A 25,282-nucleotide genomic window follows, 5' to 3' on the forward strand; every position below is an offset into this window, starting at 1 on the left:
AAACTCATCGACAGCATGTGAAAGGAAGATCCATGTCCGCCATCACCGTCCCCGCCGTATCAACCCGTCCCGACGCATTCCTGCGCCTGGCCATGCGCGCCGACGCGGTCATCGTCGGCGTCATCGGCGTCGCCCTGCTGGCCGGCGCCCAAGCGGCCGCCGACACCACCGGTCTGCCCGTCGCCGTCGAACACGGCGTCGGTGTCTTCTCGGTGGTCTACGGCGTCGTCGTGCTCGCGCTGGCCGCGCTGGACCGGGTGCGCCCCGGCGGCATCGCCACCGTCATCGCCAATCTGGTGTGCACCGTCATCGCCGCCGCGGTGATCCTCACCGGCATGTTCCCGCTGACCGGTGTCGGCATCGCGGCAGTGGTGGTGACCGGCCTGTACACCCTGGTGATGGCCGAGTTGCAGTACGTCGGTCTGCGCCGCTTCGCCGCCTAGGAAAACCGAGTAGCCCGGTACTCAAGACGGCGCGGCGGAACGGGTTCACAGTAAAAGGCACGTCCGAGGAGGCTGCCGTGGTCGCTACTGAATCCTGCGATGTCTGCATCGTCGGTGCCGGGCTCACCGGTATCAACGCCCTGTTCGTCGCGAGTCGCTATCTGCGGCCCGATCAGAAGGTGATCCTGCTGGATCGCCGAAAGCGCACCGGCGGTATGTGGGTGGACGTCTACCCGTACGTGCGCCTGCACCAACCGCACGGAATGTTCACCGCCGGGAACATCCCGTGGACGCTGGACCGGGATCCCGGATATCTGGCCACCAAAGACGAGGTACTCGATCACTTCGAGCACTGCATCGACCAGATCGGGCAGCGGGTACAGGTCGACCAACGGTACGGCTGGTCATTGCTGTCCGACACCGCGGGACCAGATGGGGGAGTCCGCATCACGTGCCGGTCCGACACCGGCGAGGAACGCGTGATCGAGACGACACGTCTCATCAAGGCCTACGGGTTCGGTCTCAACCCCAATGAGCCGCTGTCGGTTTCCAGCGACAGCGTCAGGTCGGTATCGCCGGACTACTGCGATGTGCGATCGGGCGAGATCGCCGGCAGCGACAAACCGGTATGGATCATCGGCAGTGGTAAGACCGCGATGGACACCGCGCACGCGCTCATCACCCGGTTCCCGGGCCGTGAGGTGAACCTGGTGGCCGGGTCGGGGACTTTTTTCACCAACCGTGACCAGTTCTTTCCCGCCGGTGCGCGGCGGTGGTGGGGCGGGAAACTCGTCAGCGGTCTCGGGTCGGAGTTCGGCCGGAGGTTCGACGGCAGCAACGAGGCCGAGGTGGCGCAGTGGTACCGGCAGACCCACGGCACCTGCCCGACACCGCAAGCCGGGAATTTCATGCTCGGCGTCTTGTCCGAGGCTGAATGCCGCACTGTCGCAGCCGGTGTCAACGAGGTGGTGATGGACCACCTCGTCGACGTGGTGGATCGAGACGGTGCCGTCGAGCTGGTGTTGCGCAACGGCACGAGGCCGATCCAACCCGGCAGCTGGCTGGTGAACTGCACCGGCTACCTCGCGGTCGACGAATTGCCCTACGAGCCGTACACGTCGGCCGACGGCTCGGTGCTGTCGATCAACACCCGCTCGGCCACCATGCATCTCACCTCCTACGCCGGTTATTTCATGACACATCTGATGTTCCAGGACAAGCTGAACAGTGCGGCGCTCTACGAGCTGGATCTCTACGAGCTGCAGAAGCGATGCAAGCCCGCTCTGGCGTTCGCGATGTTCACCCTGGTTCAGCACAACCTCAGCGTGATCGCCGACGAGTTGCCCGCCAAGGTGTTCAGCGAGTGTGGGCTGGACTTCGACCGGTGGTATCCGTGGCACCGGCGCACCGCTGCCGGGCTGAGATTCCTGCGGACCCATCGAGCGCAGCGCGAGCAGTTCCGCCGGACCCTGGACACCCTGCAGAAACGGCTCGGCATCCGCTGTGGACCGCTGGAATCTGAGGTCAGAGCTTCCGAAGTCGCAGCCGGTTGATGGAGTGATCGGAGTCCTTGCGCAGCACCAGGGTGGCGCGTGGCCGGGTCGGCAGGATGTTCTCGATCAGGTTGGGACGGTTGATCGAATGCCAGATGTCGCGGGCGGCGAACACCGCCTGATCATCGGTGAGCGTCGAGTAGTGGTGGAAGTGTGACGCCGGGTTGGCAAACGCGCCGGCCCGCATCGACAGGAACCGGGAGATGTACCACTGCTCGATGTCCTCGACCCGCGCGTCGACATAGAGCGAGAAGTCGAACAGGTCCGAGACCATCAGCGCCGGACCGGTTTGCAGCACATTGAGACCCTCGAGGATGAGGATGTCTGGCTGCCGGATCAACTGCTGTTCGCCCGGCACGATGTCGTAGATCAGGTGCGAATACACCGGCGCACAAGCCTTGTCGGCGCCCGATTTCACCGCGGTGACGAAGCGCATCAAGGCCCGGCGATCGTAGCTCTCCGGGAAACCCTTGCGGTGCATGATATTCCGGCGTAGCAGCTCAGCGTTGGGGTAGAGGAAACCGTCGGTGGTCACCAGGTCGACGCGCGGGTGGTGCTCCCAGCGTCCCAGCAGTGCCTTGAGCACGCGTGCGGTGGTCGACTTACCGACGGCCACGCTGCCGGCGACGCCGATGACGAAGGGCACCGGACGGTCGTTGTGCTGCTCACCGAGGAACTCCGCGGTGGCGGCGAACAGCCGCTGGTGGGCGGCGACCTGCAGGTGGATCAACCGGGCCAGCGGCAGGTAGACCTCTTCGACCTCCAAGAGGTCGATCTGCTCACCCAGACCGCGCAGGCCGGTCAACTCGGATTCGTTCAGTGCGAGCGGCGTCGCCATACGCAGGGAGCGCCATTGGGTCCGGTCGAACTCCACATATGGGCTCGGCTCGCTGGGCCGCGGCATATCGCCAGTCTTGCATCTAACGTTGACTGCTATGAACGCCGGTATGGATTCGGGCACGCTGATTCGTGATTACCTGCTGCTGGGCTTGCGGTTCGACCGGATCGAGGAGGGCTATGTCGACTCCTTCACCGGTGACCCGGCGCTGCGCCGCCAGGTCGCCGACGAACCCACCCCGGATCCGGCTGACCTGGCCCGTCAGGCCCAGCGGTTGTGGGCCGAGGTGCCGCGCACCGAGGGCCTCGACGAGCAGCGCGCCGGCTACCTGGCCGCGCACCTGAAGGCACTGGCCTGCGCCGGACGCAAGTTCGCCGGCGAGGACGTCGGGTTCGTCGAGGAGGTCCGCGAGTACTTCGACGTCGACATCGCCAAGGGCGACCCGGATCGCTACCGCGACGCCCACACCAAACTCGACGAGGCGCTCGGCGGCAGCGGTCCGCTGGCGGGGCGGTTGCAGGCGTACCGCGCCGGCGAGGAGATCCCGCCGGACCGCCTCGAGGAGTGCATCCACGCGTTCTCCTCGGCGCTGCGAGACACCGTGCGCGCCACCTACCCGCTGCCCGAGAGCGAGACGATCACCTACGAGGTCGTCACCGACAAGCCGTGGTCGGGCTTCAACTACTACCTCGGCGACTACAAGTCCACCGTCGCGGTCAACGCCGACCTCAAACAGCAGATGTCGAACCTGCCGCGACTGGTCGCCCACGAGTCCTACCCCGGTCACCACACCGAGCACTGCCGCAAGGAGGCCGGCTTGGTGGCCGGTCTGCAGCAGGACGAGCAGACCATCTTCCTGGTCAACACCCCGCAGTGCCTGATGGCCGAGGGACTGGCCGATCTGGCGCTCTATGCCGTCCAGGGCCCGTCCTGGGGTGGCTGGGCCGCCGAGATCTATGCCGACCTGGGCCTGCGGTTCGACGGGGACCGCTCGGCCGCCATCTCCGAGGCCGCCGCGGCGCTGGCCGACGTGCGCCAGGATGCGGCACTGATGCTGCACGACGAGCACCGCGACATCGACGACGTCGCGGCCTACCTGAGCCGATGGCTGCTGGTCAGCGACGACCGGGCCCGGCAGATGCTGCGCTTCCTGTCCTCCCCGCTGTGGCGCGCCTACACCAGCACCTATGTCGAGGGGTACCGGCTGCTGCGGGCGTGGATCGACAACCGGCCCGCCGGGGTGTCGCTGACCGAACGGTTCGGCAGGCTGCTCGACGAGCCACTGATCCCGTCCAGCCTGCGGGCGGCCTGACCGGGTCGGTAGGTTTCGGCGACGGCCACCACGGCGTTTAGGCTGGAGGCATGACTGCCGACTCGTCGTTGACCGCTCCGGGTGTTGAGTACGCCGCCACCGCCAGCGAGGCCTACCGGGCCGCGCTGCAGGTGATCGAGTCGGTGGAGCCCCGTATCGCCGCCGCGACCCGCAAAGAGCTTGCCGATCAGCGTGATTCGCTCAAGCTGATCGCCAGTGAGAACTATGCGTCGCCGGCCGTGCTGTTGACCATGGGCACCTGGTTCTCCGACAAGTACGCCGAGGGCACCGTCGGGCACCGTTTCTACGCGGCCTGCCAGAACGTCGACACCGTCGAGGCGCTCGCCGCCGAGCACGCCCGCGAACTGTTCGGCGCCCCGTACGCCTACGCGCAGCCGCACTCCGGGATCGACGCCAACCTGGTCGCCTACTGGGCCATCCTGGCGACCCGCATCGAAGCCCCGGGGCTTGCGGAACTCGGCGCCAAGCACGTCAACGATCTGTCCGAACAGGACTGGGAGAAGCTGCGCGCCAAGCTGGGCAACCAGCGGCTGCTCGGCATGTCCCTGGAAACCGGTGGCCACCTCACCCACGGCTTCCGGCCCAACGTGTCCGGCAAGATGTTCCATCAGCGCAGCTACGGCACCGACCCGGAGACCGGCCTGATCGACTACGCCGCAGTCGCCGCCGCGGCCCGCGAGTTCAAGCCGCTGATCCTGGTCGCCGGTTATTCGGCCTACCCGCGCCGGGTCAACTTCGCCACGATGCGCGAGATCGCCGACGAGGTCGGCGCCACCCTGCTGGTCGACATGGCCCACTTCGCCGGCCTGGTGGCCGGCAAGGTGTTCACCGGTGACGAGGATCCGGTGCCGCACGCGCACGTCACCACCACCACCACGCACAAGTCGCTGCGCGGACCGCGTGGCGGCCTGGTGCTGGCCACCGAGGAGTACGCGCCCGCCGTCGACAAGGGCTGCCCGATGGTGCTCGGCGGACCGCTCTCGCATGTGATGGCGGCCAAGGCCGTGGCGCTGGCGGAGGCCCGCCAGCCGGCGTTCCGCGAGTACGCGCAGGCTGTGGCCGACAATGCCAAGGCGCTGGCCGACGGCTTCCTCAAGCGGGGCGCACGACTGGTCACCGGCGGCACCGACAACCACCTGGTGCTGCTGGACGTCACCTCGTTCGGGCTGACCGGCCGGCAAGCCGAGTCGGCGCTGCTGGACGCCGGCGTCGTCACCAACCGCAACTCCATCCCGGCCGACCCGAACGGTGCCTGGTACACCAGCGGCATCCGGTTCGGCACCCCGGCGCTGACCACCCGCGGCTTCGGCGCCGCCGAGTTCGACCGGGTGGCCGAACTCGTCGTCGAGGTGCTCAAGAACACGGAGCCTCAGGGGACATCCAAGGCCAAGTACACGCTCGTGGACTCCACCGCGGACTGGGTGAAGTCCGCGTCGGCGGAGATCCTGGCGGCCAACCCGCTGTACCCGGGACTCACTCTCTAACACGCCGGGTGGCGGATTTTAAGAAACGTGTGAATGCGGGTTACAGTTACTTTTATGGCTGAGAAACCCGTTGCCAACGCGCTGATCCTTGAGCTCGAGCCGGTCGTGGCGGAGAACCTGTCACGGCACCTCGCCTCCGAGGAGCCCTGGTACGGCCACGACTACGTGCCGTTCGACCAGGGGGAGAACTTCGCCTTCCTGGGCGGCAAGGACTGGGATCCGTCACAGGTGACGCTGCCCAAGCCGGTCACCGACGCCTGCGAGATCCTGCTCATCACCAAGGACAACCTCGCCGCGCACCATCGCGAGATCGTCGAGCACTTCATCCTCGAGGAAAAGTGGGGCCGCTGGATCGGCCGCTGGACCGCCGAGGAGCATCTGCACGCCATCGCGCTGCGCAACTACCTGGTGGTCACCCGCGAGATCGACCCCTCGGCCAACGAGGACGTCCGCGTCGAGCACGTCATGAAGGGCTACCGGGCCGACCGGTTCAGCCAGATCGAGACCCTGGTCTTCATGACCTTCTTCGAGCGCGAGCACGCGGTGTTCACCCGCAACCTGCAGGCGCAGGTCGAAGAGCCGACGCTATCCGGCCTGATCGGCCGGATCGCCGCCGACGAGGAACGCCACGAGGAGTTCTTCGGAAACCTGGTCGCGCATTGCCTGGCCACCGACACCCGCGCCGAGACCGTGAGCGCCATCGCCCGCCGCGCCGCCGAGCTCGACGTGCTGGGCGGGGACATCGAGGCCTACGCCGACAAGCGCGCCACCGTCGCCGAGGCCGGCATCTTCGACGAGGCCGCCCGACGTGCTGTTATCGCCGACCGGATCGCCGCGTGGGGCGTCGCCGAGGAACCAGAGTTACGAGAGTTCACCGGCGCGTAACCTGTTGTGCCGGTAGGCCCGGCGCGCCTGCCGAGCGCACCCGGTGGACCGGGAGTAGCGTCGATTCCGATGGCTAGCGAATTGCTTTGCTGTCCGGGCGGTACCGATCTTCCAGCGAGAACGGGACCGGCCCCGGTCCTCGGTACCGCGGTGCCCGCCGAAATGCTTCCGCGGGGCCGCGGAGGTCTAGGAGCGCCTCGTGACCGATTCGCCGATCCGGACCTACGTGCTCGACACCTCCGTGCTGCTGTCCGATCCCTGGGCATGCACACGGTTCGCCGAGCATGAGGTGGTCGTCCCTCTCGTGGTTATCAGCGAGTTGGAGGCCAAACGGCACCATCACGAACTTGGCTGGTTCGCCCGCCAGGCTCTACGTCTTTTCGACGATCTGCGATTGGAACACGGGCGGCTCGATCAGCCCATTCCCGTCGGTAAACACGGCGGTGTGCTGCACATCGAGCTGAACCACAGCGACCCCACGGTGCTGCCGGTCGGCTTCCGCACCGACACCAACGATGCGCGCATCCTGACCTGTGCGGCCAACCTGGCCGCCGAGGGCAAGCACGTCACGCTGGTGAGCAAGGACATCCCGCTGCGCGTGAAGGCGGGAGCGGTCGGTCTGGATGCCGACGAGTACCACGCCCAGGATGTCGTCACCTCCGGCTGGACGGGCATGACCGAGCTCGACGCGGCCCCCGAGGAGATCGACGCCCTGTTCGCCGAGGGCGACCTCGACCTGGCGGCGGCCCGAGATCTGCCCTGCCACACCGGGGTTCGGCTGCTCGGCGGCAACTCCTCGGCGCTGGGCAGGGTGAACGCCGATAAGCGGGTGCAGCTGGTCCGTGGTGATCGCGAGGTGTTCGGCCTCCGGGGAAGGTCAGCCGAACAACGCGTCGCCCTCGATCTGCTGCTCGACGAATCCGTCGGCATCGTGTCGCTCGGCGGCAAGGCCGGCACCGGAAAGTCGGCGCTGGCGCTGTGCGCAGGCCTGGAGGCGGTGCTGGAACGCCGCACCCAGCGCAAGGTGGTCGTCTTCCGGCCGCTGTACGCGGTCGGCGGCCAGGATCTGGGCTACCTGCCCGGCAGCGAGAGCGAGAAGATGGGCCCGTGGGCGCAGGCTGTCTTCGACACGCTGGAGGGACTGGCCAGCCCGGCGGTGCTGGAGGAGGTGCTCTCCCGCGGAATGCTGGAAGTGTTGCCGCTCACCCACATTCGCGGTCGTTCGCTGCATGATTCGTTCGTGATCGTCGACGAGGCGCAGTCGTTGGAACGCAACGTGCTGCTGACGGTGCTGTCCCGGCTGGGGTCGGGTTCGCGGGTGGTGCTCACCCACGATGTCGCCCAGCGTGACAACCTGCGCGTCGGCCGCCATGACGGTGTCGCCGCCGTCATCGAGAAGCTGAAGGGACACCCGTTGTTCGCCCACATCACGCTGATGCGCAGCGAGCGGTCCCCGATCGCGGCGCTGGTCACCGAAATGCTGGAGGAGATCACCCCGGACGCCCTGCCCTGAGGCGGGACTTCGGCGTGATCGGTTGCGGTGAGCGCAGCCGATCACGCCGAAATCGGCGGGCCGGTAGGCTGCCAGCGTGAAACGGGCCTGGTTGTGGACGGTGGCGGGGGTCGTCGCCGCGGTGCTGATCGTCGTTGCCGGCACGCTGAGCGGGCACATCCGCCGCGCGGACGCCGACACCGTCGACTGCGCCGTGCAGAAATGCGTGGCGCTGACCTTCGACGACGGACCCAGCCCCTACACGGACCGGCTGCTGAAGGTCCTGGCCGACAACGACGCCAAGGCCACGTTCTTCCTGATCGGTAACAAGGTGGCCGCCGACCCGGCCGGTGCGCGCCGCATCGCCGAGGCCGGGATGGAGATCGGCAGCCACACCTGGGAACACCCCAACATGACGGCCATCCCCGCCGAGGACGTCCCGGCCCAGTTCAGCAAGGCCAACGAGGCGATCCTTGCCGCGACGGGGCAGCGTCCGGCTCTGGTGCGCACCGCGGGCGGACTGACCAACGACCAGGTGCTCGCCGAGGCCGGTAAGCAGGGCCTGGCAGACATCAACTGGGACGTCATCCCGTTCGACTGGGCCAACGACGCCAACCTCGATGCCAGCCGGCAGATCCTGATGAGCCAGATCAAGCCGGGTTCGGTGGTGCTGCTGCACGACACCTACTCCTCGACGGTCGATCTGGCCTACCAGTTCATCCCGGTACTGAAGGCCAACGGCTACCACCTGGTCACCGTCAGCCAGCTGCTCGGCCCGCGTGCCCCGGGCAGCCTCTACGGCAGCCGCGAAAACGGCCCGCCCGCAAACGATCTGCACGATGTCCCGGCAGATCTGATCCCGGCGCTGCCCGCCACGCCGTCGCCTCCGCCGATGCCGAACTTCCCGATCACCGACATCCCGGACGCCAACTCCGGCGGGCCCAACAACGGCGCGTGATGTTTGTCGCCGCCGCCTGGCGGCTACCCCCTCGTCCATGACGAGTCTGGTGGATCAATACGTCGGCGCCACCGCGTACGACGTTTCGGGCAACAAGATCGGCAAGATTCACAAACTGTTCGTCGACGGGCGCAGCCGGGAACCCAGGTGGGCCGAGGTGCACACCGGCCTGTTCCGGACGTCTCAGGCGCTCATTCCGCTGACCGGCTCGCGCCAGGAGGGCCGTGCGGTCACTCTCACCGTCAGCAAGGCGGCGGTCAAGGATGCGCCGACGGTGCAGGTCGGTGAGGGCATCACGGTCGACGACGCCGACCGGCTGTCCCGGCACTACCGGCTCGACGAACCGCAACCCGAGGCCCCGGACCCGCCGGCGCCGCATTCCACCGCACTGGACATCGCCTCGGCGGCGGCCGGTATGGGTGGCACCGCGGTGAACACCGCGGCGTGGAATCCGCCCGAGCCTGCCGAAAACCAGCACCCAGACACGTTCGAGGAGCCGGAACCGACCCGTTAGCCGAGCGTCGATCCGGGTGCGTAGCCCTCGGTGATCACCCGGCGGTGCCCGAACCGCCAGCCGTCGGGCCCCGGCACCACCACGTCCCGGTAGGTACCCCAGTGGTCCAGTCCGCGGGTGCCGATGAACTGGAAGCACGCGTAGGTCTTCGCGCTACCGTCCGGACGCGGCTCGACGTAGATCGAGCTGAGGTGGTGGCGGGCGGGCAGGAAGTCGGCGTCGGCGAAACGCTGTGCGGTGTCGCGGAACATCCGCAGGATCGCGTCGGGACCGGTGTACTGCTCTGCGCCGATCTGCAGGATGCCGTCCGGGGCGAACAGCTCGGCCAACTGCTCGACCTTGCCGGTATCGGCCAGATACTGGTACGTGGTCATCAGGTCACTGACACCGACCCGGACCCTCAGTTCGTCATCGTTCACGGGCAACCTTTCTTGCCGAGCAGACGCGAATGGCCCCCAAACTCGGACAGCTTGTCGCCGATCAGGCCGCGGTCGATCACCGTCTGGCGGATGGTCTTGCGCTCCTTGAGGGCTTCCTTGGCGACCTTGGCGGCCTCCTCGTAGCCGATCGCCGAGTTCAGCGGCGTCACGATGGACGGCGAAGACTCGGCCAGCTCACGCAGGTGCGCCTCGTTGGCGACCAGACCGTCAATACACTTGCTCGCGAACAGCTTCGAGACGTTGGCCAGCAGGGTGAACGACTCCAGCACGTTTCGCGCCATCATCGGGATGTAGACGTTGAGCTCGAACGCGCCGGACAGCCCGCCCACGGTGACCGCGGCGTCGTTGCCGATGACCTGCGCGGCCACCTGGGTGACCGCTTCGGGCAGCACCGGATTGACCTTGCCCGGCATGATCGAGCTGCCCGGCTGCAGATCCGGAAGCTGCAGCTCGCCCAGACCCGTCAACGGACCCGAGCCCATCCAGCGCACGTCGTTGGCGATCTTGGTCAGCGACACCGCGATGGTCTTCAACGCACCGGATGCCTCGACCAGCCCGTCGCGGGCGGCCTGGGCTTCGAAAGAGTCGGTGGCGGTGCGCAGTTCGGCCAGGCCGGTCTGATCCACCAGCACGTCGACCACCTTGGCGCCGAAGCCGTCGGGGGCGTTGAGGCCGGTACCGACTGCGGTGCCGCCGATGGCCAGCTCACCCAGTCGCGGCAGCGTCGCCTTCACCCGCTCGATACCGGCCTCGATCTGGCGGGCGTAGCCGCCGAACTCCTGGCCCAGCGTCACCGGCACGGCGTCCATCAGGTGGGTGCGGCCGGACTTGACGGTGGTGCGCCACTGCCGCGCCTTGACGGTCAGCGACTCGTGCAGGACCTCCAGCGCCGGGATCAGGTGGCGCACAGCGGCTTCGGTCGCCGCGATGTGCGTGGCCGTGGGGAAGGTGTCATTCGAGCTCTGCGACATGTTGACATCGTCGTTGGGGTGGATCGTGACGCCGTTGGCCGCCGCGATGGACGCGATGACCTCATTGGCGTTCATGTTCGAGCTGGTGCCCGAACCGGTCTGGAAGACGTCGATGGGGAACTGGTCGTCGTGCAGGCCGTCGGCGATCTCGGCGGCGGCGGCGATGATGGCGTCGGCCTTGTCGGCGGCCAGCAGTCCGAGGTCCTTGTTCACCTGGGCGCAGGCGCCCTTCAACAGGCCCATCGCGCGGATCTGGGTGCGCTCGAGCGGGCGGAACGAGATCGGGAAGTTCTCCACTGCCCGCTGGGTCTGGGCGCGCCACAGGGCGTTGACCGGAACCCGGACCTCACCCATGGTGTCGTGCTCGATCCGGTACTCGACGTCGCTGTCGGTCATCTGGGTCCTTTTCGTGGGTCGCTTATGCGGTCAGGGGAGAGGATGTGCTGCGGACAGGTCCCCGGTGAAGTCCACCGAGGAGTACTCGTTGAGCTTGGACAGCCGGTGGTAGGCCTCGATCATCCGGACGGTGCCGGACTTGGACCGCATCACGATCGACTGGGTGGTGGCGCCGCCGCCGGAGTACTGGACGCCCTTGAGCAGGTCGCCGTCGGTGACACCGGTGGCGGAGAAGAAGACGTTCTCGCCGGAGACCAGATCCTCGGTGAGCAGCACCCGGTCCAGGTCGTAGCCGCGGTCGATGGCCTTCTGCTTCTCGTCATCGTCGGTGGGGGCCAGCACGGCCTGGATGGCGCCGCCCATACAGCGGATGGCGGCGGCGGCGATGATGCCCTCCGGGGTGCCACCGATACCGGCGAGCAGGTCGGTGCCGGAACCGGGGCGGCACGCGGCGATGGCACCGGCGACGTCGCCGTCGGAGATCAGCCGGATGCGGGCGCCGGCCTCGCGGACGTCGGCGATCAGCTGGGCGTGGCGCGGCCGGTCCAGGATGCAGACGGTCAGGTCGGCGACGCTGGACTTCTTGACCTTGGCGACCCGCTTGATGTTCTCGGCGATCGGCGCGGTGATGTCGAGGACGTCGGCGGCGTCCGGGCCGACGGCGATCTTGTGCATGTAGTAGACCGCCGACGGATCGAACATGGCGCCGCGCTCGGCGACCGCGAGCACCGAGATGGCGTTGGGCATGCCCTTGCTCATCAGGGTGGTGCCATCGACGGGGTCGACGGCGAAATCGCAGTCGGGTCCGTCGCCGTTGCCGACCTCTTCGCCGTTGTAGAGCATCGGGGCGTTGTCCTTCTCGCCCTCCCCGATGACCACGACGCCGCGCATCGAGACGGAGTTCACCAGCTCGCGCATGGCATCGACGGCGGCGCCGTCGCCGCCCTCCTTGTCACCGCGACCGACCCAACGGCCCGCGGCCATGGCTCCGGCTTCGGTGACTCGCACGAGTTCGAGGGCGAGGTTGCGGTCTGGGGCTTCCCGGCGCGAAGGCGTCATGGGCCAGATTGTCCCATTAGCGGGTCGAAGTTCGGGAACTGGGATACTGGCTGTCATGAGCACCCCGGAACCGAAGCCCGACGCACCGGTGATGGTGCCGGTTCCCCGGCCCGCCAAGGACCGTCTCCTGCAGGACGGCCGCGACATGTTCTGGTCGATGGCGCCGTTGGTGCTGATCTGCATCGTGCTGGCCGGCGTGCTGGGCATGTGCTCGTTCGCGCCCAGCGGCCCCGGCCAGGGCGACATCCCGCAGTTCGACGCCCCGGCAGCGCTGCAGGCCGATGCCGAGGTGCTGAAGTTCCCGGTCAGGCTGCCGGAACTGCCCGAGGGCTGGCAGCCCAATTCCGGGTCCCGCGGGGGTATCGACGGTGGCCGCACCGACCCGGCGACGGGTCAGCCGGTCCGCGCGGTGACATCGCGGGTCGGCTACATCGCGCCGAGCAAGATGTATCTGAGCCTCACGCAGAGCAACGCCGATGAGGCCCGGCTGGTCGGGTACCTGGATCCCGAAGCGGTGCCCACCGGGGTGCAGGACGTCGACGGGGTGAACTGGGTGGTCTACGAACCGGGTGAGGGGGAGCCCATCTGGACCACGCGCCTGCCGGACTCGGCGCAGCTCGCGATCACCGGAGCCGGATCAGCCGGCGATTTCCGCACGCTGGCCAAGGCCGTGCAGACGCAGACCCCGCTGCCCGCTTAGTCGGTCTTGTCGGTCTTGTCGGCCGCAGGGTCGGTCGCAGCTGGTACCGGTTGCGGGGTGTGGCGACGGGCGCGGGCCCGGGCGATGAGTTGTCTCAGCTTGCTGGGTTCATCGGGTTCGTCTTCCAGGGCCTCGGTACCCATGTCCATCGGGACACCCTTGTAGACCCACAGGTAGACGCTGATCGTGGTGACGATGACGATCATCACCACCGGGCCGATCACGATGCCGAGGAAGCCGAACATGCTGATCCCGGCGAACACCGACAGCAGCATCAGCGCGGAATCGAGCTTGGCCTCCTTGGGCACCAGGATCGGGCGCAGCACATTGTCGATGTTGGTGACCACGATGAGGTGGAAGACGATGACGAAGATGCCGCCGATGACATTGCCGAACAGCGCCAGCCCGATGCCGAACGGGATGGTGACGATGCCGCCGCCGAGAGGGATCACCGACAGCGCCGACAACAGGATCGCGAAGATGAAGAACCCGTCGTGGAAACCGGCGATGTAGATCGAGATGGCGCCGGCGATGCCCTGGGCCAGTGCGATGACGAACTGCCCGCGCACGGTGCCGCGGACCATGGCCGCCATCTTGGCCAGGTACAGGTCGGTGGCCTCCTCGCCCAGCGGGTTGAGCCGGCGGATCAGCATCCGCAGGTCATCGCCGTTGACCAACATCGAGATGAACACGTACAGGAAGATGATGGCGGCGGTCAGCCCGCCGAACAGCCCGCCGGCCGCGCCCTGCAGGAACGTCAGACCCCATTCGCCGGCCCGCTGGGCGAACGTCACCACCCAGTGCTGCAATTGATCGGGGGTGATGTCGGTGCTCTTCAGGAACGGCACCCGGTCGAGCAGCCCGTTGACCACCCGCAGGGATCGGTCCCCGAGGGTGCTCAGATCGGTCTGGCCCACCCAGTCGGCGACGCTGCGCACCATGTTGGTGATCTGGACGACACCGATGGCCACCGCACCGCTGATCGGGATGATCACGATGGCCAGGGCCGCGAACAGGGTCAGGGTGGCCGACAGCCCGGAGCTGAACCGCTTGCGCAGCCGCTCGTAGAGCGGGTCGAACAGGTAGGCCACCACCGCCGCTACGACGATCAGGATGAAGAAGCCGCGCAGGAAGTAGGCGCCGAACAGGATCGCGATGACGGTCGCGATCGCCAGAGCCCGCTTCTGGCTGAGGGTGAACTCCGTTTTCACGGCTCTATTTGACAGGTTCGGTCACTGTTGCGCGAGCTTCATGATGTGCCCGAGCAGATCCGGGTACCGCTTCATGTGCGATCCACCGTTCAGATCGAGCACCTCACCGGTCAGCCAGGACGCCTTCGTGAGGAACACGACGGCCTCGGCGATGTCCTCGGGAGTGCCTGCCCGGCCCAGCGGCGTGTTCTCCACGTACTCCTCGACGACGCCGGGCACCAGGGCCGCGCCCTCGGTCAGCGGGGTGTGCACGAAGCCGGGGGCGACGGCGTTGACCCGGATTCCGCGCGGCGCCAACTCCAGTGCTGCGACCTGGGTGAGCATCGACAGTCCGGCCTTGGCGGAGCAGTAGGCGCTCATACCCGCGGCGGGCTGACGGCCGTTCAGGGAGGAGATGGAAACCAGTGCGCCGCCGTCGTTCAGATGCCGGCCGGCGTATTTGGCGACGATGAACGCACCGTTGAGGCAGACGTCGATGACGGCCCGGAAGTCCTCGACGGCGAGGTCGACGATGAGCCCGATGTTGGAGAAGCCGGCACAGCTCACCACCGCATCCACGACACCGACGCCATCGAAAAGCCTTGCCACCGAAGCTTCGTCGACGACATCGACCGCGGCACCCGAGTGCGGGGCACCGAGTTCGGCGGCCCGGGCCTGCGCTCCGTCGACGTTGCGGTCGGCCACGACGACGCGGTAACCTTCGGCGGCCAGCGCCTGCGCGGAGGCCCAGCCGATACCGGAGGCCCCGCCGATCACCACGGCTACTTTGCCCGTCGCCCCGGAAGCCGGTTTCCCCGCCACCGAACCTGCCTCCGTCATGCGTGAACCTCCGGTCGTGGGTCGCCCCATTTGTCGGCGATCGCCTTCCACGGGTCCGCATAGCGCAGGCCCGTGCCGTGATATGCCGTTCGCCGCTTGAGGATCTGCTTGGCCAGCGGCGCGACGACGCGCAGCAGGGGTCGCTTGATGCCGGCGTTCTCTGCGGTCTCGATCAACATGTCGGGCCACGAATAATGCTGGAAGCCAAGAACTTCCTGGGCCCTGGTGGTGTCCATCCAGTCGGTGTTGAACCAGCTGTCGTCGTTCTTCGGGTCGCCCTTGAGCCCGGTGGGCAGTCCGCCCACCAGCCCGAGGGCGGCGGCCATCGCGGGGGCCACGTCGCCCTGCAACAAGCGGTGGGTGGCGTCGTCACCGCCGATGAGCAATGTCTCACCCAGTGCGTCGGCCGTGGTGGCCGCCGCGAAGGCGCTCGCCACGTCGCGCACGTCGACGGTCTGGAGCCGGCCGTCGGTGGGCAGCATGCCCTCGAAGTAGAAGTTGTCGATCTTCATGTACGAGCCGGGGTTGGCGGTCAGCACTCCACCCAGCCGCAGGATGACCCAGTCCAACGCGGAGGTCCGCACGATCTTCTCGGCCTTGACCTTGTGGTCGCCGTAGATGTCGGCGGGGTTGACCGGGGTGTCCGCGGTGAGCACGCCCTCGACCGTGTGCGGGTTCCGTGAGCCGTAGACGGCAATGCTGGAAGCAAGCACGAACCGTGGTGGCGTGGAGAGTTTTTCGGAAGCGCGCACCAGGCTGGCGGTGGCATCGACGTTGACGCGTTCCGCGAGCCCGCGGCGCTGGTAGATGAATGGCGGAATGATCGCCGCGAGATGGATGATCGCCGCCGGCGCCACCTCGTCGACGAGCCCGCCGACCGCAGTGGGGTCGGTGAGATCGGCCCAGCGCACCGTGACGCCGACCGGCAGGGACTCGGCCGCCTTCCGGTTGGCCGGGACGTCCAGGTCGGTGGCGATCACGCGCCGTCCGTCGGCGGCGAGGCGGTGCACGGTTGCCGAACCGACCAGCCCGAAGGCGCCGGTCACCAACACGGTTTCGGTCATCGGAACTCCATCAGCCGGGGGCGGAACGTCTGTCACAGTAGCGAACGGAGCCTCCGTTGCTTAGTACATCTTCAGATCCAACCGAGCGGGTCGGCGAACAAGCACGCTGGGCAGCCATTCCGGCTCTCGCGGAGCCTGTACCCAGGTGGTGTGTTCCAGGAGGCTGCCGAGGACGACGCGTGCTTCCATGCGGGCCAGTGCGGCGCCGACACAGAAGTGCAGCCCCTTCCCGAATCCCAGGTGGGTCCGCGCGGCGCTGCGGTCGATCCGGAACTCGTTGGGGGACTCGAACTGTCGCGGGTCACGATTGGCCGCACCCCACAGCAGTAGCAGGCGCTGGCCGGCTCGCAGTTCTGTCCCGGCAAGGGTGCAGTCGTTCACGACGTGTCGGTAGTGGCCGCGGAACGGTGATTCGTAGCGCAATACCTCGTTGATGAAGGCGTCCAGCGTCTCGGGCCGGTCGCGAAGCTGACGCTGCACATCGGGCCGGGTGCCCAGCAGCCACGCCGCACTGCCCAGCAATGAGGCCGTCGACTCGGCGCCCGCGGCGACGAGCTGGATCAGGATGAAGCCCGCAGTGGTCGGATCCAGGCCGGGGGTCGTGGCCAGCCTGCCCATCAGGTGGTCTCCGGGATGCGTTGCCGCGGTGTCGAATCGATCGATCAGATAGGCGCCCAGCTCCAACGCGGCCAGTGCCGCTGCTTCCAGCTGGTCGGCTTCGACCAGTCCGTCCATGAGTTGGGTGCTGGCGTAAGCCCGACGCACCAGGTCATCGACATCCGCATCGGGTAGTCCAAGCAGATGAGCGACCACCATCATGGGTAACCGGTTGGCGACCGATGACATCCACTCCAGGTCGCCGGCGGTCCACAGTTCGTCGAAGGCACCACTGATCACCGGTTGCAGTGACGGCAGCCGTTTGGCGGCGAGCTCGAGCAAAACCGGTTTGCGGTGGGCCGCGTGGACAGGATCATCGGCGGTGGCAAGCACGTGGGACACACCGCCGAGACCCTCCATCTGGAACGGCGAAACGGTGCCGTCCGGCCGGTACACCATGGTGGCGGTGAGGTTCGACGAGAAGTCCTCCGGGCGGGCAGTCGCCTCGACGACGGCGTCCCAGGTCGATACCACGAAGAAGTCGCTGTCACCGACCTGCTGCACGGGGTCGGCGCGCAGCCGATCGTAGAGCGGATACGGGTCGGTCAGGGCGGACTGTGAGAAAAAGTCCTGCGCGGCAATCACTTTGCCAGCATCGGGCGCGCGCCGGATGGCGTCAACAGGATCGGACGAAGTCGATACCGGGCATCGCAGAACCGCCGTTGGGGTCGTCTCATGCGGTGCTGCTGACCTGCGACCACCGTGAGAAAGTGCAACATATTCGTCTCAAGCTGAGATACTCACCTCGATATGTCTCCACGTGGTCAGGACTGGTTGGTGGGCGGTGACCGCCGCACGGTGGCCGCCGAACGCATCTACGCGGCTGCCGCCGACATGATGGCGCGCAGTGGCTTCGCCGATATCGACATCGACGACCTCGCCGCTGTCGTGCACTGTTCCCGGGCCACGGTGTACCGGCACGCAGGTACCAAGGTGCAGATCCGAGACGCCGTGCTGGCCCGGTCGGCGGCGAAGATCGTCGAGACGGTCCGCGCGGCCGTCGCAGGCCGGACTGGATCCGACCGGGTGCAGACGGCGATCTTCGTTGCTCTCGACGAGATACGTGCCGACCCGTTGGCGGCGACGGTGGTCGGGGCACCAGGTGCACGATCGCTCACGGCGTCGGACGCGGTGATGGGTTTTGCCGCCGAATTCGCCGGCATCGCCGATGACGATCCGGAGGCTGCGGGATGGATCGTGCGAGTGGTGCTGGCACTGCTGTTCTGGCCGGTGTCCGATGCTGCGACCGAAAAGCGTTTCGTGCGACGGTTTGTGGCGCCGGCGTTCGGTGAGTCGTCGACCTGAGCGGACTGCGTTGTCATCCGTTCGGATGAATGTGGTCCCCGCGTGCTGGCCTGATGGTCAAAATTGACGGAAATTAAAATTTCTCGCTGCGCCCTCTTTGCTGATGACGTAGTTTCACGCTATCTGCAGTCATCAGTGACATGGCGCAAGCCCGCCAGCGGTTTGCCTGTTTCCGTCTGCAAGTAGGGGGATGGCCATGCTGCCACGTCGATACAACGCACGCTGGCGTGGGACGCTCGCCGTACTGAGCGCAGCGGTGGTGCTGGTCGCCGCACCCTCGGCCTATGCCGGGCAGAGCCGCATCGGCATCAACGGCGCGCGCCCCAGCGATCTTCCAGGCGTTTCCGACGTCCTCGGTGATGCCGGTTTCACCCAGGACGGGTGGTTGCATCACGCCTCGAACGTCGGGAGCAATTGGCTGCCCGGTATGACACCGGTGCCGCTGAACTATCCGGCGCAGCTGGGGCCGCTGTGGGGTACCGCCGCGTTGACGGGCGACCAGTCGCTGGCCGCGGGCCAGGCCGCGCTGCACACCGCGATTCTGGCGGAACTGGCAAAGGGCAACACGGTTTCGGTCGCCGGGCTGAGCCTGGGCACCATGGTGATCGACCGGGAGATCGCCCATCTGCAAGGACTTTCGGAGTCCGAGGCGCCTCCCACGGGGAGCATCACCTTCTACGTCTTCGGCGGCGAGTCCCGCGGCTTCGGGCAGATGTACGCGCGGGGCGTGACCATTCCGCTCATCGGTGTCACGTTCCACACCGTGCCGGACAGTCGCTATGACACGGTGGTGGTGTACGGGCAGTGGGACGGTTGGGCGGCTCCGCCGGACCGCCCGTGGAACGCGCTCGCCGTCATGAATGCCGTCATGGGCGCGCTGTACACGGTCAACGGGTCCAATGATCATTCCCGGGCCGCGATGAGTGACCTGGATGATGCGGTACTGGTGTCGGATGTCACCAATACGCTCGGCGGACGCGTCACGACCTACATGATCCCGGAGCCGAGCCTGCCCATCACCCGCCCGTTGCGCCAGCTCGGCGTGCCCGGTGCGATCGTGGACCGACTCAACGAGTTGTTGCTCCCGTGGATCAGGGCGGGTTACTCGGGCCTGACCCCGGGGCTGGGGCTGCGTTTCGACAACGGCCGCTTGCTGTGGACGGCACCACCGGCGCCGCCGACACCGGCGCCGGTTACGGGACCGTCGGCGCTGATGACGGCCGACACCAACGAGTCACGTGCCGACCGTCCGACACCTCTGCGGGAAAGTTTCGACGTGGCATCGCAGGATGTTGCGGACGTGCCGCGAGCCGAGGAGGACGAACTGATCGAGGATGATCCGCCGACAGAGCAGTCGTTCCGGCGGGATCTGGCCGATCTCGACGACACTTCCAGGGAAGTTTCGGGGTCCGTCGGTGATCTGGACGAGCCCACGTCGCCGGCATCACCCGAGAATGACGTCGATGTCGAGACCGCGGAAGACGTCGAGAATCAGCAGGATTCGCCAGTTGCCGACGACAAACCGGCGGATCCTCCCGCCGACGCCGCGGCGTAGGTCAACTCTTGACGCAGCGAAACCCGATGTGGCTCATCCCGGTATCGACCATCTGCGGTCGCCGCGCGGCCGGTCGGTACCGCATGCAGTAGCTGTCCGCGCACAGGAAGGACCCGCCCTTGATCACCTTGCGGGGAATCTTGAACTGCGGCTGGTCAGGGTCGTAACTGTCGGTGGCGCAACAGGATCCGGTAGCCCGGTCCTCGCCGTACCAGTCGGTGGTCCATTCCCACACGTTGCCGGCCATGTCGAAGAGGCCGTACCCGTTGGGCTCGAAGCCGCCGACGGGCTGGGTGGTGCCGTAGCCGGACTCCGGCAGGTAGGGAAATTCGCCGTGCCAGTAGTTCGCCCTGCGCTCACCGGGTCTCTCCGGATCGTCACCCCAGGTGTAGGCGGCGCCGGTCAGCCCGCCGCGGGCGGCGGTCTCCCATTGGGCCTCGGTGGGCAACGCGAGCCCAGCCCAGTCGGCGTAGCTCTGGGCGTCCTCGAACGCGATGTGCACCACCGGGTGCCGGTCGCGGCCGGTGAGCGATGAGCGGGGACCGCGTGGATGGTTCCAACAGGCACCGGGCGTCCACACCCACCATTGGCTGAGGTGGCGTAGATCCACCGGCCCCGCAGTGCGCCGGAACACCATCGAGCCGGGCACCAGGTTCTCCGCGGGTGCGCCGGGGTAGTCGGTGGGGTCGACCGGCCGTTCGGCGACGGTGCGGTAACCCGTGGCCTCGACGAACTCGGCGAACGCGGTATTGGTCACCTGGTGGCGCTGGATCCAGAACCCGTCCACGGTCACCTCACGTGCCGGTGCCTCCTCCGGATAGTGCGCGTCGGAGCCGAGTGTCGTTGTCTGCGGCTCGATCCAGACCAGATCGTTGTCAGTCACTGAAGATGGTGGACCAATCATCGCGCATGCTGACCACGGTCCACCCGTACTGCTCGGCATGCCCGAGCGCACGCTCGGCCCCCGCGGTGTACTCGAATTCGCGCTCGGCATCGTCGTGGAGTACCAGCAGTTTCAGCGACGGCCGGTCCTGGCGGCCGGTGTACATCAACATCTCGTCATCGCCGTTGGAGTTGCCCGCGGCCAGAATGGGACGGCGCCCGATGCGATTCCAGATGCGTACCGGCTTCTCCGGCCCGTCGTCCCAGATGTCGAGAGCCGGTTGCAGCAGCAGATCGCCGCGCCCGTCGTCGGCGACGAATTTCAGCCCCTGCGCGCTGCCGACCACCCGCTCGGGTGGGATGCCATAGATCCGGCTGGTCACCGGGCGCATGAAGTCGCGGCCGCCGCCCGAGACGATGTAACAGGTGAAGTCATGGTCCTCCAGGTAGCGCAGCAGTTCCACCATGGGCGCGTACGTGCACTCCAGGTACGGTCGGCCCAGGGTGGGGTGCTTGGCTTCGGCGAAGAACGTCCCGACTCCCGCCGCGTGGTCCTCGACCTTCACCGAATCGTGCAGCGAGAGTACCGCTGCGGCAAGGGCCTTCAGATCCGAGTCGTCACCCTGATAGTGCTTGGTGATGGCGCCGCCGAACCACTGCAGGTCTCCGTTGTGCGCCGCCAGATACGGCTGTCCTTCGGCGAGCGACGGATCGGCGGCAACCTTCTCGGCCAGCCGGCGCACGATGAAATCGAGCTGGATGTACATCGGCTTCTCACACCACAGCGTGCCGTCGTTGTCGAACACGGCAACCCGCTCGGCGGGGTCGACCTCGCGGGTCACCCGGTCCACGAAGTCGACGATCGCGGACTTCGTGGACCCGTCCTTCCAGGACCCCAGGCCCACCGTCAGCCGCCGCGACTGGCAAGGAACTTCTCCAGTTCCTCGACGGCGTTGGTGATGGTGAACGACGCGGGATTCTGACGCGGCGGGAACTCCTTGAAGGTCTGCAGGAACTGGGTCGCGATGGCGGATCCGTAGAGCACCAGGTAGATACGGTCGATCACCCAGTCCCAGTAGGTGTTCGACGTGATGTCGGCGCGCTCGTAGGGATCGGTGCGCAGGTTGAACAGCTTGGGCGCCCGCAACTGGGTGAAGGGTTCGAACCAGATCTGCAGGGTGCCCTGGCAGCGCTGCTCCTGAAAGACGACCTTCCAGTTCTCGGCCCGGATGCCGAGCACGTCGCAATCGTCGGAGAAATAAATCATGCCGCGGCGCGGGCTCTTGTCGACCTCAGCGGTCAGGTAGGGCACCAGGTTGTACCCGTCGATATGCACCTTGTAGGTCATGTCACCGATGGTGTGACCGGCCTTGAGCTTGTCCACGATATCGGGATCACCGGCGGCCGCCAGGAACGTCGGCAGCCAGTCGTGGTGCTGGACGATCTCGTTGGAGACACTGCGCGGCTTGATCTTTCCGGGCCAACGGATCAGCTCGGGGATGCGGAAGGCGCCCTCCCAGTTGGTCGCCTTCTCGCTGCGGAACGGGGTGGTGGCGCCGTCCGGCCAGCTGTTGGCGTGCGGGCCGTTGTCGGTGGAGTAGATGACGATGGTGTCCTCGGCGATGCCGAGCTCGTCGACCAGATCCAGCAACGTGCCCACGTTGCGGTCGTGGTCGATCATCGTGTCGTGGTATTTCGACTGCCAGCGCCCGGCCTGGCCGACGCTTTCCGGCTTGGTGTGCGTCCGGAAATGCATGTGCGTCATGTTCATCCACACGAAGAACGGGGTGTCGGCCTCATGCTGGCGCTTGATGAAGTCGACACACGCGCCGGTGGTCTCGTCGTCGATGGTCTCCATGCGCTTCTTGGTGAGCGGGCCGGTGTCCTCGATGCGCTGTTTGCCGACCGGACCGTACCGATCGTCGACCTCGCCGGAGTCCTCGTCGGTGGCCCAGGAGTGGATGACACCGCGCGGCAACAACGCCCGGCGCAGAATCGGGGCCTCCTCCTCGGTCGGGTAGTCGGCGTTCTCCGGTTCCTCCTCGGCGTTCAGGTGGTACAGATTGCCGAAGAACTCATCGAATCCGTGCGCGGTGGGCAGGTACTTGTTCAGGTCCCCGAGGTGGTTCTTGCCGAACTGACCCGTGGCGTAACCCAGCGGCTTCAGTAGTTCGGCGATGGTCGGGTCTTCCTTCTGCAGGCCGATATCGACGCCTGGCATTCCGACCTTGCTCATCCCGGTGCGGTACACGCTCTGCCCGGTGATGAACGACGAGCGGCCGGCCGTGCAGCTCTGCTCGCCGTAGGAATCGGTGAAAAGCATTCCCTCGTCGGCGATCCGGTCGATATTGGGCGTCGAGTAGCCCATCATCCCGCGGCTGTAGCAACTCAGATTCGAGATGCCGATATCGTCGCCCCAGATGACCAGGATGTTCGGCTTCTTATCAGTCATGGTGATTTCCTCTAGTCCGATGCCAAGAAGTCTTCGAGCTTCTTCACGATCTGGTCGATGCTGAAGCTGGCCGGTGGGTGCCGCGGCGGGAACTCCTTGAACGTGTCGAGGAACGCTGAGCACATCGCCGTTGCGTAGAAGACGAAGAAGTCCCGCCGCATGAACCAGTCGTAGTAGGTGTTGGACGTGATGTCTGCGTACTCGAAGGGGTCGGTCCGCAGGTTGAACAGTTTGGGTACCCGTAGTTCGGTGAACGGTTCGGCCCAGATCCGCAGAGTGCCCTGGCAGCGCTGTTCGGCGAAGACGATCTTCCAGTTCTCGAAGCGCATCGCGACGAGTTCGGCGTCGTCGTTGAAGTAGAAGAAGCCGCGCCGCGGGCTGTGCTCGACTTCGCCCATCAGGTACGGCAGCAGGTTGAATCCGTCGATGTGGACCTTGTACTCGGTCTCCCCGTCGGCCCCGGCCGCAAAGCCCTTCTTCAACTTCTCGCTGACGTCCGGATCGCCAGCCGCGGCTAGCAGGGTCGGCAGCCAGTCATGGTGCTGGATGATGTCGTTGGAGACGCTGCCCGCCTCGATGTGCCCGGGCCAGCGGATCAATTCCGGGATGCGATAGGCGCCCTCCCAGTTCGTGTTCTTCTCGCTGCGGAACGGCGTGGTGCCGGCGTCGGGCCAGGAATTGCGATGTGGGCCGTTGTCGGTGGAGTAGATGACGATGGTGTCGTCGGCTATGCCGAGTTCGTCGAGCGCGTCGAGCACGGTTCCCACGTTCTTGTCGTGGTCGATCATCGTGTCGTGGTATTCGGACTGCCACCGCCCAGCCTGACCCCGGCTCTCCGGCTTCGTGTGCGTGAACGCGTGCATGTGCGTGAAATTGCACCAGACGAAGAACGGCACGTCGGCTTCGTGTTGGCGCTTGACGAACTCGACGGTGCGATCGGCGATGTCGTCGTCGATGGTCTCCATGCGCTTGGCGGTGAGCGGCCCGGTGTCGGTGATGGTCTGCTTGCCGACGGGGCCGAACTTGTCGTCGTCCGGCTCGGAGGAGCCCTCGGACAGGGCCCTGCAATCAAGCACCCCCCGCGGCAGCGCGAAGTCGTGGAGGCGCGGGAACTGGTCCTTGTGCGGGTAGTCGAACTGCTCGGGCTCCTCTTCGGCGTTGAGGTGGTACAGGTTGCCGTAGAACTCGTCGAAGCCGTGCACGGTGGGCAGATGCTTGTTCTTGTCGCCGAAGTGGTTCTTGCCGAATTGCCCGGTGGCGTACCCCATCGGTTTCAACAGCTCGGCGATGGTGGGATCCTCGGCGGCCCAGCCGATGTCCGCCCCGGGTATGCCGACCTTGCTCATCCCGGTGCGGTACACGCTTTGACCACTGATGAACGCCGCGCGGCCCGCGGTGCAGCTTTGCTCCCCGTAGGAGTCGGTGAAGCGCATGCCCTCTGTCGCGATGCGGTCGATGTTCGGCGTGCGGTAACCCATCAATCCGTCGCTGTAACAACTGAGGTTGCTGATCCCGATGTCGTCGCCCCAGATGACGAGAATGTTGGGCTTGCCGTCGGGCATGTTGTCTCCTCTGATCGGTGACGCACCTGCTGGAAATACTAGGAGCCGCGCACCGCGCACGGGAGGGTTCGGCACAGTCCAAGCCGGCATCTCGTATCGCGTTGCGTTTCACGGCGATAGCGGGCCGAGAACGAATGGGCCGGGCCCCGGTCTACCCTGGAGAAATCGTGGGTTCCTCGCGTGCCCGATCCGTCGGTTGCCATCTGCGGTCACTCTGATAGTGATGGGAGCATCGCCGATGGTCGATGTCACTGCCGAACATCTGTCCGCCACCCGACTCGCCATCTGCGGTCGCACCGATCAACGCGGCACCGTCGACGGCGCCTGGTGGCCCCCCGCCTATGACCTCAAGACCACGTTGCCCGATCTCATTTCGGTGATGGGCCGCTGGCTCGGACCGGTGTCCCGCGTGCTCTACGACCCGAGCCTGTTCCCGTCGGCGCCGTCGCGCATCATCCGCGGCACCACGGTGATCTCGGTGGACCGCTATTCGCTGGTGGCCAGGGACACCATCTACCTGACGGGCACCCACACCCGTAACGCACTGCTCTATGTGGTGCCACCGGAAACCACCGCGGACAACGCATGCGACCTGCTCAAGCGGGTCGAGAGCACCACGATCCCGATGACCGTGCGGATGCTGCGGGCCATCGTCGGTGGACACCCCGCATCGCGGGAACAGCTGGGCTGATTTGGGCCGCGGCCTTTA

24 protein-coding genes are annotated in these 25,282 nt (G+C 66.6%); 12 read left to right on the forward strand and 12 right to left on the reverse strand.

Going from position 1 to position 25,282, the window contains the following annotated elements; translation table 11 throughout:
* The first annotated feature begins 32 nt into the window (after positions 1–32).
* A complete protein-coding gene (locus tag AC1DTF_RS18460; protein ID WP_477475104.1) occupies positions 33–443 on the forward strand; it encodes a hypothetical protein in 411 nt (136 codons plus the stop codon).
* Positions 444–520: 77 nt separating this feature from the next.
* The gene (locus AC1DTF_RS18465; protein WP_477475105.1) at positions 521–1,996 is read left to right on the forward strand and encodes an NAD(P)/FAD-dependent oxidoreductase; all 1,476 of its coding nucleotides are present in this window, start codon (positions 521–523) and stop codon (positions 1,994–1,996) included.
* On the opposite strand, the gene coaA is transcribed toward AC1DTF_RS18465, so the two are convergent.
* Entirely contained in the window at positions 1,968–2,900 is a 933-nt protein-coding gene (coaA, locus tag AC1DTF_RS18470) for a type I pantothenate kinase (RefSeq protein ID WP_057165670.1), read from the reverse strand. The two genes, AC1DTF_RS18465 and coaA, sit on opposite strands and share 29 nt — an antisense overlap.
* A 31-nt stretch (positions 2,901–2,931) precedes the next feature.
* On the opposite strand from coaA, the gene AC1DTF_RS18475 reads away from it, so the two are divergent.
* From AC1DTF_RS18475 to AC1DTF_RS18500, 6 genes are all read left to right on the forward strand, one after another.
* Positions 2,932–4,146 carry a DUF885 domain-containing protein gene (locus AC1DTF_RS18475; RefSeq protein WP_235570760.1) on the forward strand — a complete coding sequence of 405 codons (1,215 nt, stop codon included), beginning with the start codon at positions 2,932–2,934 and terminating at the stop codon, positions 4,144–4,146.
* A gap of 50 nt (positions 4,147–4,196) precedes the next feature.
* On the forward strand, positions 4,197–5,651 hold the full coding sequence (locus AC1DTF_RS18480; RefSeq protein ID WP_057165671.1) for a glycine hydroxymethyltransferase: 1,455 nt from the start codon (positions 4,197–4,199) through the stop codon (positions 5,649–5,651).
* A 54-nt stretch (positions 5,652–5,705) separates the two neighbouring features.
* Positions 5,706–6,536 carry an acyl-ACP desaturase gene (locus AC1DTF_RS18485; RefSeq protein WP_057165672.1) on the forward strand — a complete coding sequence of 277 codons (831 nt, stop codon included), beginning with the start codon at positions 5,706–5,708 and terminating at the stop codon, positions 6,534–6,536.
* Between the two features lie 199 nt (positions 6,537–6,735).
* The gene (locus AC1DTF_RS18490) at positions 6,736–8,049 is read left to right on the forward strand and encodes a PhoH family protein (protein ID WP_057165673.1); all 1,314 of its coding nucleotides are present in this window, start codon (positions 6,736–6,738) and stop codon (positions 8,047–8,049) included.
* Between the two features lie 76 nt (positions 8,050–8,125).
* Entirely contained in the window at positions 8,126–8,986 is an 861-nt protein-coding gene (locus AC1DTF_RS18495; RefSeq protein ID WP_477475106.1) for a polysaccharide deacetylase family protein, read from the forward strand.
* Positions 8,987–9,023: 37 nt separating this feature from the next.
* Positions 9,024–9,500, forward strand: a complete 477-nt coding sequence (locus AC1DTF_RS18500; RefSeq protein WP_477475107.1) for a PRC-barrel domain-containing protein — start codon at positions 9,024–9,026, stop codon at positions 9,498–9,500.
* Here the strand turns inward: AC1DTF_RS18500 and AC1DTF_RS18505 are convergent.
* Genes AC1DTF_RS18505 through glpX form a run of 3 tightly spaced genes read right to left on the reverse strand, consistent with a single transcriptional unit; the run spans position 9,497 to position 12,366 of the window.
* Positions 9,497–9,919, reverse strand: coding sequence for a nuclear transport factor 2 family protein (locus AC1DTF_RS18505; protein WP_057165676.1), 423 nt, complete (start codon positions 9,917–9,919; stop codon positions 9,497–9,499). The two genes, AC1DTF_RS18500 and AC1DTF_RS18505, sit on opposite strands and share 4 nt — an antisense overlap.
* Positions 9,916–11,307: a class II fumarate hydratase gene (locus AC1DTF_RS18510; protein WP_477475108.1), complete on the reverse strand. Its 1,392-nt coding sequence runs from the start codon at positions 11,305–11,307 to the stop codon at positions 9,916–9,918. The genes AC1DTF_RS18505 and AC1DTF_RS18510 overlap by 4 nt, the downstream gene beginning before the upstream one ends.
* Positions 11,308–11,337: 30 nt before the next feature.
* Positions 11,338–12,366 carry a class II fructose-bisphosphatase gene (gene glpX, locus AC1DTF_RS18515; protein WP_057165678.1) on the reverse strand — a complete coding sequence of 343 codons (1,029 nt, stop codon included), beginning with the start codon at positions 12,364–12,366 and terminating at the stop codon, positions 11,338–11,340.
* Between the two features lie 55 nt (positions 12,367–12,421).
* Between glpX and AC1DTF_RS18520 the strand changes: the two genes are divergently transcribed.
* Positions 12,422–13,066 carry a DUF4245 domain-containing protein gene (locus tag AC1DTF_RS18520; RefSeq protein WP_477475109.1) on the forward strand — a complete coding sequence of 215 codons (645 nt, stop codon included), beginning with the start codon at positions 12,422–12,424 and terminating at the stop codon, positions 13,064–13,066.
* Here the strand turns inward: AC1DTF_RS18520 and AC1DTF_RS18525 are convergent.
* The 4 genes from AC1DTF_RS18525 to AC1DTF_RS18540 are packed head-to-tail and all read right to left on the reverse strand — an operon-like array spanning position 13,063 to position 17,402.
* Positions 13,063–14,277 (reverse strand): AI-2E family transporter, encoded by a 1,215-nt coding sequence (locus AC1DTF_RS18525; protein ID WP_477475110.1) that lies wholly within the window; start codon positions 14,275–14,277, stop codon positions 13,063–13,065. The two genes, AC1DTF_RS18520 and AC1DTF_RS18525, sit on opposite strands and share 4 nt — an antisense overlap.
* Positions 14,278–14,298: 21 nt before the next feature.
* Positions 14,299–15,096 (reverse strand): SDR family NAD(P)-dependent oxidoreductase, encoded by a 798-nt coding sequence (locus AC1DTF_RS18530; protein ID WP_057165681.1) that lies wholly within the window; start codon positions 15,094–15,096, stop codon positions 14,299–14,301.
* Positions 15,093–16,160 (reverse strand): NAD-dependent epimerase/dehydratase family protein, encoded by a 1,068-nt coding sequence (locus AC1DTF_RS18535; protein WP_477475111.1) that lies wholly within the window; start codon positions 16,158–16,160, stop codon positions 15,093–15,095. Before AC1DTF_RS18535 ends, AC1DTF_RS18530 begins: the two co-directional genes overlap by 4 nt.
* A gap of 60 nt (positions 16,161–16,220) precedes the next feature.
* On the reverse strand, positions 16,221–17,402 hold the full coding sequence (locus AC1DTF_RS18540) for a cytochrome P450 (protein WP_477475112.1): 1,182 nt from the start codon (positions 17,400–17,402) through the stop codon (positions 16,221–16,223).
* A 165-nt stretch (positions 17,403–17,567) separates the two neighbouring features.
* Between AC1DTF_RS18540 and AC1DTF_RS18545 the strand changes: the two genes are divergently transcribed.
* Both AC1DTF_RS18545 and AC1DTF_RS18550 read left to right on the forward strand, forming a co-directional pair.
* Entirely contained in the window at positions 17,568–18,122 is a 555-nt protein-coding gene (locus AC1DTF_RS18545) for a TetR/AcrR family transcriptional regulator (RefSeq protein WP_477475113.1), read from the forward strand.
* 196 nt (positions 18,123–18,318) lie between these two features.
* Entirely contained in the window at positions 18,319–19,677 is a 1,359-nt protein-coding gene (locus tag AC1DTF_RS18550; protein ID WP_477475114.1) for a PE-PPE domain-containing protein, read from the forward strand.
* Position 19,678: 1 nt separating this feature from the next.
* Here AC1DTF_RS18550 and AC1DTF_RS18555 read toward each other — a convergent pair whose 3' ends face one another.
* From AC1DTF_RS18555 to AC1DTF_RS18570, 4 genes are read right to left on the reverse strand one after another with little or no spacing between them, the layout of a single operon-like run.
* The gene (locus AC1DTF_RS18555; RefSeq protein ID WP_477475115.1) at positions 19,679–20,560 is read right to left on the reverse strand and encodes a formylglycine-generating enzyme family protein; all 882 of its coding nucleotides are present in this window, start codon (positions 20,558–20,560) and stop codon (positions 19,679–19,681) included.
* A complete protein-coding gene (locus AC1DTF_RS18560) occupies positions 20,553–21,470 on the reverse strand; it encodes an HAD family hydrolase (RefSeq protein WP_477475123.1) in 918 nt (305 codons plus the stop codon). Before AC1DTF_RS18560 ends, AC1DTF_RS18555 begins: the two co-directional genes overlap by 8 nt.
* Positions 21,467–23,011, reverse strand: a complete 1,545-nt coding sequence (locus AC1DTF_RS18565) for an arylsulfatase (protein WP_057165687.1) — start codon at positions 23,009–23,011, stop codon at positions 21,467–21,469. Before AC1DTF_RS18565 ends, AC1DTF_RS18560 begins: the two co-directional genes overlap by 4 nt.
* An 11-nt stretch (positions 23,012–23,022) precedes the next feature.
* Positions 23,023–24,573, reverse strand: a complete 1,551-nt coding sequence (locus AC1DTF_RS18570; RefSeq protein WP_477475116.1) for an arylsulfatase — start codon at positions 24,571–24,573, stop codon at positions 23,023–23,025.
* A gap of 223 nt (positions 24,574–24,796) precedes the next feature.
* On the opposite strand from AC1DTF_RS18570, the gene AC1DTF_RS18575 reads away from it, so the two are divergent.
* Positions 24,797–25,264: a DUF5994 family protein gene (locus AC1DTF_RS18575; RefSeq protein WP_156409029.1), complete on the forward strand. Its 468-nt coding sequence runs from the start codon at positions 24,797–24,799 to the stop codon at positions 25,262–25,264.
* Positions 25,265–25,282 lie beyond the last annotated feature (18 nt).

This window comes from Mycobacterium sp. P4_H6 (assembly GCF_056400845.1).

Excerpts from the sequence above, each read along its gene's own strand:
- AC1DTF_RS18460 (WP_477475104.1), top strand. The coding sequence starts at position 33 with ATGTCCGCCATCACCGTCCCCGCCGTATCAACCCGTCCCGACGCATTC.
- coaA (WP_057165670.1), bottom strand. The coding sequence starts at position 2,900 with ATGCCGCGGCCCAGCGAGCCGAGCCCATATGTGGAGTTCGACCGGACC.
- AC1DTF_RS18475 (WP_235570760.1), top strand. The coding sequence starts at position 2,932 with ATGAACGCCGGTATGGATTCGGGCACGCTGATTCGTGATTACCTGCTG.
- AC1DTF_RS18480 (WP_057165671.1), top strand. The coding sequence starts at position 4,197 with ATGACTGCCGACTCGTCGTTGACCGCTCCGGGTGTTGAGTACGCCGCC.
- AC1DTF_RS18485 (WP_057165672.1), top strand. The coding sequence starts at position 5,706 with ATGGCTGAGAAACCCGTTGCCAACGCGCTGATCCTTGAGCTCGAGCCG.
- AC1DTF_RS18500 (WP_477475107.1), top strand. The coding sequence starts at position 9,024 with ATGACGAGTCTGGTGGATCAATACGTCGGCGCCACCGCGTACGACGTT.
- AC1DTF_RS18510 (WP_477475108.1), bottom strand. The coding sequence starts at position 11,307 with ATGACCGACAGCGACGTCGAGTACCGGATCGAGCACGACACCATGGGT.
- glpX (WP_057165678.1), bottom strand. The coding sequence starts at position 12,366 with ATGACGCCTTCGCGCCGGGAAGCCCCAGACCGCAACCTCGCCCTCGAA.
- AC1DTF_RS18520 (WP_477475109.1), top strand. The coding sequence starts at position 12,422 with ATGAGCACCCCGGAACCGAAGCCCGACGCACCGGTGATGGTGCCGGTT.
- AC1DTF_RS18530 (WP_057165681.1), bottom strand. The coding sequence starts at position 15,096 with ATGACGGAGGCAGGTTCGGTGGCGGGGAAACCGGCTTCCGGGGCGACG.
- AC1DTF_RS18535 (WP_477475111.1), bottom strand. The coding sequence starts at position 16,160 with ATGACCGAAACCGTGTTGGTGACCGGCGCCTTCGGGCTGGTCGGTTCG.
- AC1DTF_RS18545 (WP_477475113.1), top strand. The coding sequence starts at position 17,568 with ATGTCTCCACGTGGTCAGGACTGGTTGGTGGGCGGTGACCGCCGCACG.
- AC1DTF_RS18550 (WP_477475114.1), top strand. The coding sequence starts at position 18,319 with ATGCTGCCACGTCGATACAACGCACGCTGGCGTGGGACGCTCGCCGTA.
- AC1DTF_RS18565 (WP_057165687.1), bottom strand. The coding sequence starts at position 23,011 with ATGACTGATAAGAAGCCGAACATCCTGGTCATCTGGGGCGACGATATC.
- AC1DTF_RS18570 (WP_477475116.1), bottom strand. The coding sequence starts at position 24,573 with ATGCCCGACGGCAAGCCCAACATTCTCGTCATCTGGGGCGACGACATC.
- AC1DTF_RS18575 (WP_156409029.1), top strand. The coding sequence starts at position 24,797 with ATGGGAGCATCGCCGATGGTCGATGTCACTGCCGAACATCTGTCCGCC.